The following is a 16,382-nucleotide window of genomic DNA, read 5'->3' as shown; positions in this document are numbered from 1 at the left end:
TTTTTAAACATCTTCTGTGCCAAATATTAATTTTTTATCTATATACTCAGACTTAATTTGACTCAAAATCAATGCAATTAGTACCAGAGCCGTACCAATAAAACCGCGGACTCCAAACTTTTCACCGAGTAGCCAAAAAGAAAAAACGGATGTGAGTACCGGATCGAGGGTACACAATAGCGCAGCTTCAGTTGCTGAAATCCATTGCTGGCCTATTGTTTCTAACCAGATGGTACCAGCAGTACCTACCAGACCGAGGTACAGAATAATACCATAGTTATTCCTTAAAGTCTCAAATTGCCCAACCATCTCTGGCGCTGCCCAAACTGCACTTAACACTGCTACAATCCACAGTTGGATAGCAGTCAGGGATAGGGTTGAGTGGCGTTGTGCAGTTTCCTGAAGTACCAACATATAAACTCCGTAAATGAAGGTTTCAGCAAACAACAACAAATCACCTATGCCTAAAGAGCCATTTTCCCAGCACATAATACCGATGCCTGTAAGAGCAACTCCAGCAGCGAGTATAGTTTTAAGAAAGAAGGGCTGACCGAATAACGCTGCCAAGAGGGGTACAATGATTACATTAAGGCTGAAAATAAAGCCTCCCCGGTTAGCATTGGCAGTTTCTAGCCCGATCGCTTGGAAGGCAAAACAAGCAAAGAGGAGAAGTCCTAAAACTGTGCCATCGCGTAATATCTGAGCGTTTAATGAGCGCAAATATGGGGTAAATATCGCGGCTGCAATGGTGAAACGGCTGGCGGTAAGTACAGCTGGCGAAAAGCTAGTGACTGCATCTTTGGTCAGTGGGAAGGTTGTCGCCCATATTAGACTGACGATCGCGATCGCAATTATGCCCCGAATGTGGAGGGCGTTTGGCGTGGGTTGATTGCAGTCATCTAGTTTCATGTTATGTTTGCTACTCATTTAGATCCGTTGCAATGCCCCAGAACTTCTTAGTTCTGCTAAGGTGGCATTTCCAGTACAAAATAAAGCTGTTTCGAGTTCAGCAATCAGAACTTCGACTAACTCATCAACGGCAGCTTCTGATTTGACGGCTGCTTCTAAAAAAGGTCGGGCTAAACCTCCTATATCGGCTCCTAAAGCGATCGCTTTGGCGACATCCAATCCGTTAAGTAACCCGCCAGAAGCAATCAAGGGAATTGTCGGCGCGATCGCTCGAATGGAGTTAAGACACTCTGCGGTTGGTAAACCCCAATCAGCAAAAGTTTGTCCCAAACGGCGCTGCTTATTGTCTTTAGCACGTTGGCTTTCTACTTTTGCCCAGGAAGTTCCACCTGCTCCAGCGACATCAATGGCTGCAACTCCCGCATCAATTAACTTTTTTGCGATCGCTCCAGAAATTCCATTTCCCACTTCTTTGACAACAACCGGAACGGGTAGTTGCTGACAAAGTTGGGCAATTTTACTCAACAGCCCCCGAAAATTTGTATCTCCTTTTGATTGCACGCATTCTTGCAGGGGGTTAAGATGCAAAATTAATGCATCCGCTTCCAGGGAATCTACAAGGCGCAAGCAATCATCAAGCCCACATCCATAATTTAGTTGCACAGCCCCCAAGTTCGCTAACAACAGAATGTCAGGAGCAAAAGAGCGCACAGCAAAGGTAGGAGCTAAATGAGGTTGTTCAATGATAATGCGTTGCGAACCTACTCCCATTGCTAATCGGTAGCGTTGAGCAACAGTTGCTAAACGAGTATTGACTAGCTGCGCTAATTCGGTTCCCCCTGTCATAGAAGAAATCAGCAGAGGAGCGCCGAGATTTTTTCCCAGGAAGGTTGTTTGCAAATTGATGTCACTGCGGTTGATTTCAGGAAGACAATCATGAGTAAAGCGATAGCGCTCAAATCCAGTAGTTACATCCTGAAACTGGACATCTTCTTCTAAACAAACACGTAGATGGTCAGCTTTACGAGTCTCAATTTCAGTTACAGTATTGACTGATGGGAGAGTGGTAGTCACGTCGCTTTGCTCCGAATTCAAAATTAATGATTCCCATAAATAATGGGGCTTGTATCCTTTTAGTTTTTGGTCATAATGGTTTTCGTTGATGACGGGTTATTGGTAGTTTTGTGTAAATAGCCTCCTGAAACTTAGCAACATCAAACTCGGCAATACTAAATACTCCGATTTTGTCGAACAGCCGCGATGAAACGCTATCTTGACAGATGTAGTTAACACGAATATCTTCGTGTAACGATTCCAAAAGCAGTTGGATATTCGTTCTTCGCGCTTCTTCAATGGTTTTACTGTTGGTGTCATCTGAGTTGAGGGTATGTCCGTAACTGCGAACGTGAAAACGGCACTCTCTTGGCCCAGCAGGAACTAGTGAAAAAGTTTGGACGTGTTCGGGAAATACGCTCAAAGAAAAAGGCATCGGTATTTCTTCTTGCGCTGACATCGAGCAGAAGGCTGAGTAACACAGCGTTTCGGGCAAAGAATCGTTTTCAGCAGCAAAATCTTGTAATTCTTGTTCGCGCTCCCAAGAATGTCGAGCGATCGCTTTGGCGCAATCATAATATTGTCGCTCGATTGCGGTTAAGTTGGGTGAAGCCGGATCGCGCATGGGAATAATCATGCCGTTAATGCCTTCACAATCACTCGAAACTCCAAACCGACGGGTTAAACCTTTGTGCATCATGGGAAAGTGGTAATCTTCTAAGAAGTTTTCCCACAGCAGTTTGTAATCTACCTCTACACTAATGTCATACCGACCAACTCCACCAATGGGTTGCATATCTTCAAGGTGGTATGGTTCTAATAAGCCAGGTAGATACCAACTATCAGCTAATCTTGAGCCTTCCCAAGTAAAGCGAATGAAAATAAACCCATAAAAAATGTCAATATCAATAGGTTCTAAATCGAAGTTTGGTAAACCAAATTTCGGATAATGCCCTCGTTGTGTAACATCCTGAAGTTTGCCAGCGAACAATTCACCGCTAGCAGTACGAATAACGTAGGCTCGTTCACCGACAATATCCAGCCAAGTGAAGTTACCCGGTTGTGGAACTTCATTGATATGGCAAACAAATTGCCAGGTTGGTTTAATTAAATGCTCAACTTCGAGAGCAAACAATGCTGGATCGCCATAAATCCAGATTGGCAATGCTTGTCTTCTTTCAGATGATTCGGAATATTCTATGCCATCAGTATCAATTTTAGGATACTCAATAGACTTTTCAATCAACTGCCCTTGTTCATCACTGCTGTAAACTCGTTGCAGCACCTCATCCAGCTCTGGGGTTGACCCATCACTATCGATGGTAAGGATAGCGTGTTTGAGTTCCCCAGTCAATGAATCCAATATTAATTGGCGGCTATCGCCTGTCCCTTCTGGGGTAATTTCTGCAATTAGCTGTTTTATATTCTCTTCTAAATAACCAATTCTCAACCAAAGGCGGATTTGTTCTGGAAGTGTGGCGGTTTCTCCCTCTGCATAGCCTGGACTCACAGAATTAAGCAGATTTGTAATTTTTGCCCCGATATTTTGATGGTTTTCAGATTGTGATTTTGGCGTGAGGTGGTTATTTTCTGAAAGCTTGGCAAAAACCGCCTGATTTTCATCAATTTTGACCTCAAACTCCTGCAAACTATAATTTTTGAGATCAAAGTCAGCACCAAACTCGCCTCTATTTGCCCCTGGTGCATTCTTGCAATGTCCATCTATACCATAACCCCATCCATGATAAGGACAAAGAGCCGATTTATCTATACCCACACAACCGTGACCTTCAAAAACTGGTGCTTGGCGATGAGCGCAGACATTGAGAAAAACGCGAACTGTTGCGTCTGCTTGGTGTACAGCCACTAACGGTTCTTGGAAAATCTGAACAGCAATAAAATCTCCAGCCTTGGGAATTTCTGCCAAGGAACAAATAAAATACCAGTTTTTCTCTAGTTCTGATGGTTCAATAGAGATTGAACGAATAATTTTAGCGGCAAAGTAATCATAAACAGTTTTAATATTAATTTCTGAATTATTTTGTTTATTATATTCAACAACTGCATTAACTAAATATTTATAATTTTTTTCAACAGCAGGATCGCCCTTTGCTGATAATAAAGTTGTGACAAAACTATTCCATGCTACTTCATTATCCTTAGCAAAATTATTACCTGTAGCAGCAAGAGAATATTGCTGTCTTCCAACTTCCACAAAAAGTTTGCAAAGTTCCTTTTCTTTTACTAAAGTCATTTCACCTTTCCCTACTTTTCATCATATCCGTGAGCAATTGTTTTGAACTTGTGGCAACAATAGGGAACTGGTATACCCTAATTCTTCTAATTTAGTTAAAACTTTATTTGTACTTTGAGCAATAGTTTCTTCATTAGTTTTGCATTCCACATCAGGTTTTAGAGGTACTTCATATAAATCATCAATTCCAGTGAAATTTTTGATTTCACCATCTCTAGCTTTTTTATATAAACCTTTGACATCTCGCTGTTCGCAAACTTCTAATGGAGCATTGACATATACTTCAATAAAATCCCCAATTTGTTTTTTCACTTCTTCTCGAACTGCTCGATATGGTGAGATAACAGAAACCAGTACTATCACATTATTTCTAGTTAGTAGGTTAGCTACAAAACCAATTCGTCGAATATTTTCGTCTCGATCCTCCTTGCTGAAAGTTAACCCTTTACTTAAGTTTTGGCGTACTACATCGCCGTCTAATACCTCAATTTTATAACCTTGCGATCGCAATTCTGCTTCCAAAAATTGGCAGATGGTGGTTTTGCCAGCACCGCTCAAACCAGTTAGCCATATTGTTACACCACGCTGTTCTTCCAGCATCCTAACCTTACCCTTTTACTAAACTGCTTGTCTAAAAAAGTGAGTTTTGCGAGTTTTAATCTTCCCTTTTTCAAAAGAGTATAGAGTATACATCAGCAAAAAGCTAATCTATTTGGCAACCATCTTTACTAACGCCAATAAAATCTATCCCAACAGTCCCTTGGTTAATAAGCTGCTAATAACCAATAGCAGATGTCAATTAATAAATAACAATTGGTTATTAGCAATACTTAAAATATTAATCTTCTAAAATCGGTTCGGGAATGACTGGTACTGGATGGTCTAGACGATAAGCATTCCAAGGTTTGCTGAAAGATTCTCGTTTAATTTCTGAAAATCTTCTTAACTGTTTATAAAACAGACTTTCATAAAAGTCTAACTCTTTTTTTATATAATAAGGAGCTTTCTCTCCGTAAATTTTTACAAACATTCTGTATGTATTATAATGTTTAGCGGCTACATCATCTGAGTAAAACATCAAATCGTCTTCAATGTCATTGACAACTTCTAGAGGCCACATCAATTTCAATTCTTCATTTAACTCTTCTTCTTCATAATTTAGACCTAACATTTTGAGCAAAGTACAATGCAATACTCGATAGTCAGAAGATCGTAACTCAGCCGCTTTTTTAATCATCTCGTGAGTAACATGAGAACTGGCTAAAATCTGGGTTTCTAATTCAAAATACTCTCCCAGTTTCTCCATATAAAATTCAACTTTAGAATGCTTGAGATCGTACTCTTCTAAAACAGCCAAGATAATTTCTTGTTTGGATTGCCAAGGAGAATGTTGAAGTGTCGCATAGCCTTCACCTTGAATTTTCTCAACTTCATCATCGGTTTGATAAACCAGAGCTTCAATAAAACCTAAGATGGGATAAAACCGAAAAAAGTCATTCATTGAGAGATTATAAATTGGAAAATAATAAAGCATAAACTCTCTCAATACTCTGCTAGACCTACGCATACTCTGATAAGAAATGCAAGAGATTTTGGAAGCAAATTTATTAACCAAAATCCCTGGATTACGCGTGGTTGTGAGTGTCGCTTTCGAGATTGTCATAAACAATAAATAAGTTTGGTGTGGAAAACTTAAAACAATGGACAAAATGAGGGCAAGTTTTATCTTGATAGAGATGACTTGTGAACGACTTTATTCAATTTCTGCTAGTAGTTCGTCCAACGATTCTTGGCTTAAATCAACTTCAGGAAAATCTGAAGGAGTATAGCCTCCTGCTTCTTTTGATATACAGTGGTCGATAATAGCTTCTAAGACTTTCAGATAGTTTTTAGCCAAGTTTTCTACAGTAGCTTGGTGATGGAAAGCGGCGCTATATTTCCACTCCAGTTGCAATCTGCCTTCAATGACTAATCCATTCACATTCAACAAATGGCGGCGCTGTCCTTTGGGGCTGTGAATAGAACCGCTAGACTCTTGAGCATATTTCCAACCAAGGGGTGCTAGGTGCGTTTGGTCGAATTGACCCAAGTAATTAAAACTCACCTGAGCTTGAGGGAGTAGCTCAAGTTGCTTGTGTATGGTTGCATCCATGTTCAGATACCGCAGAATGCTATAGCCAATACCTCGGTTGGGGATGCGTCGCAGTTGCTCCTTGACCGACTTGAGAGCCTCGCCAGGATGGTGAAGACCTCCAAGTTTTAAGCAAATGGGGAATATACTGGTAAACCAGCCTACTGTGCGGGACAAGTCTACATCCTCAAACAAGTCCTCCCGCCCGTGACCTTCTAATTCAATTAGTAGAGAGTCATAGCCTGTCCATCCAGCAAAACTTTGCACTAATGCGGTCAAAAGTACATCGTTAATTTGGGTGTTGTAGGCGACTGGGACATCCTGCAACAGGGTGCGAGTCTGTTCTGCACTCAGGGATATAGAGACAATGCGACTTGAACCGACAGTGTTTTCTGACGCAATAGCATGAGAATCCAACGGTAAAGGAGCAACTGCGAACGACCTTGAGTGCAGCCAGTAATCTAGCTCTGAGTGCAGTTCTTGAGTGCCTGCATAATCCTGCAATTTGATTGCCCAATCCTTGAAGGAAGTTGTTTTTGCAGGAAGTTGAATGTTGTTCCCACTATCTAATTGTTTGTATGCCCCAGATAAATCTTCTAGCAAAATCCGCCAGGAAATGCCATCGACAGCTAAGTGATGGATGACGATGAGCAAGCGTCCAGGGGAAGATTTGCCTAAGTTAAATAGTACAACCCGTAGCAACAGCCCATCTGCTATATTTAGCGATCGCTGTATTTCATCTGCCTTTAACTCAATTGCTTTTGATTGTTCTGCTTGAGTCAGGTTGGATAAATCAGCTATCACCAACGATACTGCATCGCACACATCACTGTTGTACTGTTGCCATTGCGCTGCTTGCTGCACAAACCGCAGCCGTAAAGCGTCATGATGGTACACCAGCTTTTGTAATGCCTGCTCTAGTAATTCCGGTTGGATATTTGGCGGAACTTCTAGCAGGAAAGATTGGTTAAAGTGATCGGGTTCGAGTAAATTACGCTCAAAGAACCAATGCTGAATCGGTGTTAGGGGAACAATGCCCTTAACTAAGCCCTGTTCTGCCTCATTGGAGGTAGTTGTCACGGCTACAGCAGCTAACTCAGCAATGGTTTGATGCTGAAATAGCTGTTTTGGAGTTAGTTTTAATCCAGCTTGATTAGCTCTGGCGACAATTTGGATTCCAATAATGGAATCCCCGCCCAATTCAAAAAAGTTGTCATGAATACAAACTTGTTTTAATAATAAAACATCCTGCCAAATTTTTAGCAAGATTTTTTCAGTATGAGTGCGGGGGGAGACAAAGCCGATTGAGTCATTAAACTCGAACTCTGGCACTGGTAAGGCACGGCGGTCTACTTTGCTATTGGGCGTAATGGGAAAAGCCTCTAGAACTGTAAAGGATGAAGGCACCATATAATCGGGAAGCTTTTGCTTGAGGAACAGGCGCAATTCGTTACTGGTGGGCTGTTTTCCTTCGGGGATTACATAAGCTGCCAAATTCTTCGTACCGGGCTTGTCTTCTCTGGCAATGACAACGGCATCCCGTACTTGGGGGTGTTGAGTTAAAATCACCTCAATTTCGGAAAGTTCAATTCGGAATCCACGGATTTTAACTTGGTTGTCAATGCGACTAAAAAATTCGATATTACCGTCAGGTAAGTAACGAACCAAATCTCCTGTTTTATACAGGCGATCGCTATCTTGATGCCCAAAAGGGTTAGGAATAAATCTTTGCTGATTCAATTCAGGACGATTCCAGTAACCCCTGGCTAAACCATTACCACCAACGTGCATTTCGCCCCAAACCCCGATGGGTACGAGTTGGAGATTGGAGTCTAATATATAAACCTGTGTATTACCAATGACACGACCGATAGGAATTGATTTCTCGATTTGACTTTCAGGCGTTACAGGGAAGCAGGTAGTAAATACAGTGTTTTCTGTAGGGCCGTAGCCGTTAATAAATTGACAATTGGGGAGTTCCCGCACAACTTTTTGGACGTGAGCTACAGATAATACATCACCTCCACTCATCAGTTGACGCACAGATTGTAAATCCTGCAATTTTTCATCCACCATCAGGTGGAACAAGCTGGCTGTAAGCCAGAGGATATTGACCTGATGGCGCTGGATAATTTCACCCAACTCTTCTAAGGATGGCTTCTGGCTGGGCATTAACACGAGCTTCGCACCATTCAAAAGACAAGGCCAAATTTCTAGTGTTGAGGCATCGAAGGAAAGAGGGCCGAGTTGTAAAAATACTTCTTGTGGTGTTAATGATGCAAAGTTTGTTCCCTTAGCCAACCGGACAACATTTCTGTGGATAATGCACACACCCTTGGGTATGCCTGTCGAACCAGAGGTGTACATGATGTGAGTTAGGTTGTCTGGTGTCACATCTGCCTTGAGGTTCTCTTGGCTATATTGACTGAAAATTTCTTCGTCTGTATCTAGACAAATCACCTTAGCTGTGTTTTGGGGTAGTAATCCCATCAACTGCTGTTGAATGAGCAACAGCGATACCCCTGTGTCTTGGAACATATAAGCCAAGCGCTCTTGGGGATAAGCTGGATCAAAGGGAATGTATGCACCCCCGGCTTTGAGGATGGCGAGTATACCGATAATCATCTCAAGCGATCGCTCGACGCAAATCCCCACCAGTACTTCTTTTTTGACTCCCAAGCTTTGTAGATAGTGCGCTAATTGATTGGCGCGATCGTTTAACTCTCGATATGTTAGAGACTCATTTTCATACACTACAGCGATCGCATTACTGTTTTGCTCTACCTGTTCCTCAAACACTTGATGGATACATTTCGTATCGGGATATGGTATATGAGTATCATTCCATTCCACTAGCAATTGATGACGTTCACGCTCAGTTAGCAATGGTAATGTACCTACCGATTCTTGCGGATTCGCCACAATTCCCGCCAATAATGTCTGGAAATGACCGGTCATCCGAGCGATTCTATCTTCATCGAATAAATCGGTGTTATATTGCCAAAACCCTTGCAGGGAGTTTCCTTGGTCTGTGTTTGTTTCCCACATTTGTAATGTGAGGTCAAACTTAGCGTTAACGTTATCTAGATGTAGAGGATAAATAGCTAAATCAGGCGTTTCTAATTCCTCCATTGAGGCATTCTGTAATGCAAACATCACCTGAAATAGGGGACTGTGGCTGAGACTGCGCTCTATTTGCAAAGCTTCGACAATCTGCTCAAAGGGTACGTCTTGGTTCGCGTAGGCATCCATGCAAGTAGAACGGACTTGCGTTAGTAGTTTTGAGAAACTGGGATTACCTTCTAGTCGAGTTCGCATCACCAATGTGTTGACAAAAAAGCCAATTAACCCTTCTATATCTTGCTGGTTACGGCTAGCGATCGGTGTTCCTAACAGAATATCTTCTTGACCACTGTAACGGAATAGTAGAGTCGCATAAGCCGCCATCAAGGTCATAAATAAGGTAGTTCCTGACTTGTGGCTAAGTTCTTTCAGCGATGCCGTCAGTTTTGCATCTAACTGGAAGGAAAAACACCAACCTCGGAAAGTTTGTACAGAGGAACGAGGTCTATCTGTAGGTAGTTCCAACAGAGGTGGTGCGTCTGCTAATTGTTGCGTCCAGTAATTAATTGAGGTTTGTAGTACTTTTCCTTGCAACCATTGGCGTTGCCAAATCGTAAAATCTGCATATTGAATTGGTAGTTGTGGGAGGGGAGAAGGTTCGCCAACTAAGAAGCCTCGATACAAACTCGACAATTCTTTGATGAATACTCCCATTGACCAGCCATCACCGATTATGTGGTGCATGGTCAATAACAAAGCATAAGACTCCGAATTGAGTTGCACACTTTGCTGAGTCAAGCAAATTTGAGAATCTTTCTCTCTTTCTCTGTGTTCTCCGTGCCTCTGCGGTTCGTTATTTAACCTTACCAAAGTCACTCGCAGCAACAGTCCTTTGGTAAGGTCAAAGGGTTGTAATTGATCTTGAGTTGCTAAGAGTTGCAATTGTTCTGACTGTTCTTTTCCTGACAATCGTTGCAAGTCTACAACCGAGAGTTTCATAGTTGCGTGGGGAGCAATTATTTGTACAGGCGTTCCCTCAACTGCACTAAAAGTAGTTCGTAGAATTTCGTGACGGCGGATAATCTCGTTGAGACTGCGTTCTAAAATTTCTATATCCAAACACCCCTTCAGACGGACAGCTTTAAACATATTGTAGAAAGGGCTGTCCGGCTCCAATTGCGCCAAAACCCATAGGCGTTGTTGGGCGAAAGAAAGCGGGAATGTCTGAGATTCTGTTTGATTTCCCCGACGAACTTGAGTAATAGCACGGTTATTTCTTTGATATCCCAAAGACTCTGCTAACCGCCAAGTCACATCACCTAAAAAGTCGCTGGTATAGTATTGCTTCCAACTATCTGCGGTGCTGGGATTAATGCTCTGATGTTCGTGAAATTTCACATCCCCCACCATTCTAGATTGGGCATAGATCCCATCGGTCATCCGCTGCTTTTTCTCTTTGTAAGGTTGCAGCATATCAGGATGGAATTCTAGCCCTAAAAATTGGCACAAGCCCTCAACACTAGTCTGTGGTTGGCTAACTATGTCTTCAAAGTTGACTTGATATTGGCGTTCTTGAGGAACTTGTTGCAAAAATTCGAGAATATTCTGATGGCTAATTAGCCAAACGAGTTCAGCGAGTTCTCGCCTATTGAAGGGATGTTGATAGGGAAAAGTTTGTTCTACTCTGGCTTCTTCATAAGAGCGCATCGTTGCATAAGGATGACGCACAAGATGGATGTAGAGTGGGTTTTGGAAGTTGATTTCCGCCCGTTTAAGAGTTTCTAAATCTATGGAGTAGGAGGGGGTCTTATCTACCAAGATTTTATCGCCCAGCCATTGCTGTATAAGTTGGTAAAACTGCTTGGTGGTGAGATTTTTCGCTTCTAATTCTTCCATCAGTGCGATCGCTTCTTCTGGACTACACCCCCGAATTTGCATGATTGTGCGAATCGTCCCTTCCGCCCAAAAGCTGTAACGTCCAGAAAATGCTGCTTTTCGTTCCCCAAGTGTATTAAATGTCAGTAGTTCCAATTCTGGAGGCGCGAACAACTGCGGATTTCCTCCCAGAATGACGCGCAGTAAGGTAGAGCCACTACGATGAGGCGAGAGGATAAATATAGCTGGCGGGTTTTTGATTGCGTCGTCATCTATTGGGGGAGTAAGAGGAGAAATCAATGAACGCATTTGCAAAACTTTAGCTTCACCGATTCGCTCTTGTGGTAGGTCAATAATTGCAGTTATTTCTTTACCACCCAGTTGTGCTACTGCTTGTGGGTAGTTGTCTTCTATGTAAGCTGCTAGTTGAGCAACTGTTTTAGTATCAAATAAAACAACAAAATGAATAATTTCGTTTAATTGCGCTTGCAATTTATTAATCAGAATCGCTCCCCGAATCGAATCGCCACCGAGTTCAAAGAAGTTATCATCAATACCCACTCTGTCTAGTTTGAGGGCTTCTGTGAATAAATGTGCGATCGCTTTCTCTATAGGAGTCCGAGGAGCAACAAATTCTATATCTAACTGAGGACGTTGGCGCTGTTGTCGGGATGTAATCTCTTTGAGGATGAGTTCGGGACTATATAGAGTTTGAGCGATGCGTTCAAAGAAGTCTGCGGCGGAGGCTATTTTTAATGAGTTATTAGATATAGATTTTGCTTCTTGATCGGGCTTATTATGTACGATAGCCCTATCGGATATAAGTATTAAATTACTTTCAGATGCGGTTTGAGATGGAAACTCGAATAAGCAACTACCATCTTTCTCCTGCTTAAATTGTCTACCAATACTAACCAGAAAATCCCAAGCTGGTTGATTCTTCTTCGTAGGTGTATAGAAAAGCTTGACTCGTCCCAATCCTCTTTTTTGAGCAAGAGTTCCCAAATAGGCAAGCATCTTATGCTCCACACCCCGACCAAGTACCCGACAACTGAGTAAAAAGGTGTCTACAACTAGCGCATTTTCTTGAACTTCAAACAACAGCAGACCGACTAAACCATAATCTCCAAAGCGGTCTTTAACTTTGACCACTCGACACTCTAATCTTTCTGAATTACACAGTTGTTGAATCTCAGCCTCAGATCGGCGGATTGTTGTGAGGTTAAACTGATTGGTGCGTTGGGTGAGTTGAGCAACCCGCGAAAGTTGCTTGCTTTGCATTGGGGAAATCTCAATTTCTAAGTCCAGTTGGGCGAGGAAATCAGTAAAGGATAGAGAATCCTGTTGCAAACGCTGGCGCTGGACATTCTGTTGATAGAGATTGGTTCTTTGTTGGTCTTCTTGGGTGGCTTGGAGTTGGTCGAAAGCCCAAATATGCTGTAAAAACTGCGGGATGCGATCGCACTCTTGGGGAAGTTGTAAAGTCAAAACTTCTGGACAGTTGGCTCTAACTTCAGCACACTCAACCGGATTGTCGTCAATGAAAATGAAGCTATCTAAACTCAGTTGTAGTTCGGTTGCTAAAGACTTCAGATTCTGCGATTTCGATTGCCAGTTAATCCGCCAATTGACGAGATGATGGCGCTGAAGTACCATATCTGGATGTTGGTCAAAGACTGCCAATACATCCTCTTCTTGATTCTTACTACACAGACAAATCAATTTTCCTGCGACTTGCTGTCTGACGATAAATTCTTGTAGCGCTCGAAATGGTGGATCGATTTTCACTCCCCCAACTCCATCCTCGCCACAAATACCACTCCACAAGGTATAGTCACAGTCAAGGGCAATTACCTTGTAGGGATAGCTCTGCAAGGCAAAGATTTTCCGCGCCAGCGTCGTCCCTAATGCACAGAAAAAGGCTGGCGTGTAGGGAATGTACCCTAACTCATCACCGTAGCGATCGTAGTATTCCTCTACTGGGTAAGTATTGATTAATTCTTGACTTTTTATCAGATACACACCACTCACATCTTTGAGATCAGCTGCTAACAATTCTTGCATTCTCTCATGTAAAGTGTCATTTGCTGCATCAGTAGTTGGAGAAGGAGGACAGATACAAACTAAGTAAGGATTTAGCGATCGCGAAGCGCTGCTGCTTTCAGCAGATCGCGTTGTTGCTGTTTTCAAAGCACTGCCAAAATCCTTAACGGTTTGCTCTAGTTGCGCTAAGTCTTTTCCAAATTGCTGTGATACTGGGTTGTGGTTCTGCTTGAGGCGAGTAGCGTAAATATTAAAGAGTCCTGAACCGTGTAGCAGAGACTCTTCATCGACAACAAATTTAAAGCCTTTGTCTTCAAGCAAGCGCGTGACCTGTTTAAGCGTACTGCCTTCTTGGTCATGCACCTCCATAGCTATTTGTTTAATCAGTGACCAGTGATGGTCTTTAATTCCTTGGAGAATTGCTAACTCGCTTTTTTCAGCATCTAGTTTCAGTAAATCAATTTTTTCAATCTTATATTCTTCGATAATTTCTGAAAGAGTTCGCAACTGAGCTTGATAAGTTTCTTGTTCAAGCCTATCCTTGAGAAATTCATCAGCTAAACGTTCTAACGACTCTTCATCCAGAGAATTATCGCGTTGCAGCATATTAATAATCACTGAGCGAATAGCTTTTTCATCTTGCTCTGTATCAGCTGCAAAACTTGAGAAAACTGAGGAACGAGGATAAAAAGTGAAGGTTTCTTCTTTGCGTTCACCACCTAAACCGCAGTTAAAAAGATGGGTGTTTTGACAGTAAAGCTTGGCGTTAGTTTGTAATTTGTCAAAGGCGTGAGGTGCAGGTTCAAAAGCATAAATAGTCCCTTTTGGGGATTTTTGTTGAGCAAATAAGGTAAATAGGCCAATATTCGCTCCCACATCAATTATACAGTCGTCTTCATTGAAGACAATTCCATGTTTTAAATAGACGCGATCGCCAAAAATCTCTTGATATAGATACTCGGTTTCGTACTGGTTAAGGTGAGCTATTTCTAAGTGATTTGGTAAGGTGTGGCGTAAGCGATCGCCAAAAATTTCTTCTTTTAGATAATCGTCAACTGTTAATTGCAGACGATTCTTACTTTCTTCCCAATCCTCAAACCTAACTAAAGCTACATTGACTCCATTTTGATTGTTACTCAAAAGGCTGACTGGATTGAGAAGTTCTTGAAATACCTGATTGTAAGGAGCAAACTCTATTGAATAAAGAATTCCTATTTCTTCGAGCCAATACGATAGGGAATCCTCAATTGGTTCACTTGTAAACGTAGCTGTAATAACAATTTTCTGCTTAGAGATGTGTTTTAATAAATCTTGTGTATTCATAAAACTGATTTTCAGTAATTATTTCTAGATCAAAGTAAATTATGCGATAGTAAAAGCATCTCAATCAGTCTTAAAATAGGTAATCAAAAGAATCTGACCAAGTTTTATTGCTACTTTAAAAAGTATAAATAGCAATAAAAGTTATTTAGCCTAACGAAAAGTAGAAGTATTTTTATTTTATTGTTTTTCACAATTTTATTTTAATAAACAGATAATCTCAGGTTTATCAATAAAATGCAATAGCAGTTTAAGTCACTTTAATGGACAGTTAAGACAGTTAAGACAGTTAAGACAGTTAATAAATAATTACTTCCGATTCGCTCATTTTTTTAGGAGTTAGGAAAATAAGTATACCGAAAGATATATTTCCAAAAATGAGTAAATCGGTATACGTTCGGAATTATGGCAACTTAACCCATAATTACAAACGCTGGAGAGTTACCAACTCACCTTCCTACATCCTTTGCATCAATATCAGCTTCCAGGCAAAGAGTAATAAAAGTGTGTCTGCATTGGTAGGGTTTGCGATATTCGCGCTTCCATTGTAGAGCGATCGCTCGCCCGGAGGACTCATACCCCGCATTTCTCACAAGCTTTAAGCGAAGAAGTGGCAGAGGGGCACAGGAGCGGAGGAGCAGAGGGGAAAGAAATTGAAATTGTACAATATCTCTCTCACCTCTGCTCCCCTGCTCCCCTATCCTTGGAAACCTCTATTTCCATGTAGGCACTATATTTCAAAAGAAATTAAATTACGAATTTCTATGGATATAATTGCCCATGAATTTCTGGAATTGAGTAATTTTCAACGCGCTTGGGAAAAGGTAGCAGAAAATCGAGGTTGTGCGGGTGTAGATGGAGAAACTATTGATAAATTTGCTAGCAATCAAACCATTAATATTTATCAATTACGAAATGCTGTTAGCAATAGTACATACCAACCTCAGCCTTGCAAGCAGGTGATTATTCCCAAAAAAAATGGCAGTCGGCGAGAGTTAAAAATACCTACAGTGCGGGACAGAATTGTTCAGCAAGCTCTATTAAATGTGCTTTATCCAATCATGGAGACTAAATTTTCGGCTGCAAGTTTTGGTTATCGTCCTAATTTATCTTACCTGAATGCAGTAGAAAAAGTAGCTGACTGGCGAGATGATGGTTATTCTTGGGTTTTAGATGCAGATATTGTGAAATTTTTTGATAATATCGACCATCAAAGGTTATTAACACAAGTCAGAATACATATAGATAATTCGGGGATTTTATGTTTGATTAAATCTTGGGTATCAGTTGGGGTATTAACTGAAGAGGGAGTGATATTACCCCAAAAAGGCATCCCGCAAGGTGCAGTAATTTCGCCGATGCTGACCAATATTTATCTGCATGAATTTGATGAATTTATTACCGCAACAGATTTAAAACTCGTGCGTTATGCGGATGATTTTCTCATTTTATCACCCACTCAAGAGCGAATTTTACAAGCAAAATTAGAAATCATCAATCTTTTGGATTCTATGGGATTGATGATGAATGCCGAGAAAACCCAAATCACTAATTTTAACCGGGGTTTTCGGTTTTTAGGTCATGGTTTTTTAGAAAATGCTATTTTTCCAATAGATGTTAATTCAGATAAGCTGAAATCTGGGATAGAGAAAAGTAAAAGTAAAAAAAAAGTCCCAACATTAGGCAAGAAGCACAAGCAAAGAATTCTGTAACCTTAGAAGTAGAGACGGTATA

7 protein-coding genes are annotated in these 16,382 nt (G+C 41.3%); 1 reads left to right on the top strand and 6 read right to left on the bottom strand.

All coding sequences use genetic code 11. From position 1 onward, the window contains the following. Positions 1-3 precede the first annotated feature (3 nt). From V7K55_RS24840 to V7K55_RS24815, 6 genes are all read right to left on the bottom strand, one after another. Positions 4-909 carry a DMT family transporter gene (locus V7K55_RS24840; protein WP_334835583.1) on the bottom strand — a complete coding sequence of 302 codons (906 nt, stop codon included), beginning with the start codon at positions 907-909 and terminating at the stop codon, positions 4-6. Positions 910-927: 18 nt separating this feature from the next. Next, on the bottom strand, positions 928-1,983 hold the full coding sequence (gene fni, locus V7K55_RS24835; protein WP_334835581.1) for a type 2 isopentenyl-diphosphate Delta-isomerase: 1,056 nt from the start codon (positions 1,981-1,983) through the stop codon (positions 928-930). Positions 1,984-2,053: 70 nt separating this feature from the next. Next, the gene (locus V7K55_RS24830) at positions 2,054-4,216 is read right to left on the bottom strand and encodes a Rieske 2Fe-2S domain-containing protein (RefSeq protein ID WP_334835580.1); all 2,163 of its coding nucleotides are present in this window, start codon (positions 4,214-4,216) and stop codon (positions 2,054-2,056) included. A 21-nt stretch (positions 4,217-4,237) separates the two neighbouring features. Next, a complete protein-coding gene (gene cysC / locus V7K55_RS24825; RefSeq protein WP_334835577.1) occupies positions 4,238-4,816 on the bottom strand; it encodes an adenylyl-sulfate kinase in 579 nt (192 codons plus the stop codon). A gap of 238 nt (positions 4,817-5,054) precedes the next feature. Further along, a complete protein-coding gene (locus V7K55_RS24820) occupies positions 5,055-5,717 on the bottom strand; it encodes a hypothetical protein (protein ID WP_334835574.1) in 663 nt (220 codons plus the stop codon). Positions 5,718-5,969: 252 nt separating this feature from the next. Beyond that, on the bottom strand, positions 5,970-14,651 hold the full coding sequence (locus tag V7K55_RS24815) for an amino acid adenylation domain-containing protein (RefSeq protein WP_334835572.1): 8,682 nt from the start codon (positions 14,649-14,651) through the stop codon (positions 5,970-5,972). Positions 14,652-15,412: 761 nt separating this feature from the next. Between V7K55_RS24815 and ltrA the strand changes: the two genes are divergently transcribed. Further along, complete coding sequence (gene ltrA, locus V7K55_RS24810; protein WP_334835570.1) at positions 15,413-16,360, top strand: group II intron reverse transcriptase/maturase; 948 nt, start codon at positions 15,413-15,415, stop codon at positions 16,358-16,360. Positions 16,361-16,382 lie beyond the last annotated feature (22 nt).

It is taken from the genome of Nostoc sp. (genome assembly GCF_036919895.1).
Lineage (GTDB): Bacteria > Cyanobacteriota > Cyanobacteriia > Cyanobacteriales > Nostocaceae > Nostoc.
Note: the sequence above shows the minus strand (reverse complement) of the source record. Positions and strands in the feature narration are given on the sequence as shown.

Bases quoted from the DNA above. Each gene is read 5' to 3' on its own strand.
- V7K55_RS24840 (WP_334835583.1), bottom strand. From the start codon at position 909: ATGAAACTAGATGACTGCAATCAACCCACGCCAAACGCCCTCCACATT.
- V7K55_RS24830 (WP_334835580.1), bottom strand. From the start codon at position 4,216: ATGACTTTAGTAAAAGAAAAGGAACTTTGCAAACTTTTTGTGGAAGTT.
- cysC (WP_334835577.1), bottom strand. From the start codon at position 4,816: ATGCTGGAAGAACAGCGTGGTGTAACAATATGGCTAACTGGTTTGAGC.
- V7K55_RS24820 (WP_334835574.1), bottom strand. From the start codon at position 5,717: ATGAATGACTTTTTTCGGTTTTATCCCATCTTAGGTTTTATTGAAGCT.
- V7K55_RS24815 (WP_334835572.1), bottom strand. From the start codon at position 14,651: ATGAATACACAAGATTTATTAAAACACATCTCTAAGCAGAAAATTGTT.
- ltrA (WP_334835570.1), top strand. From the start codon at position 15,413: ATGGATATAATTGCCCATGAATTTCTGGAATTGAGTAATTTTCAACGC.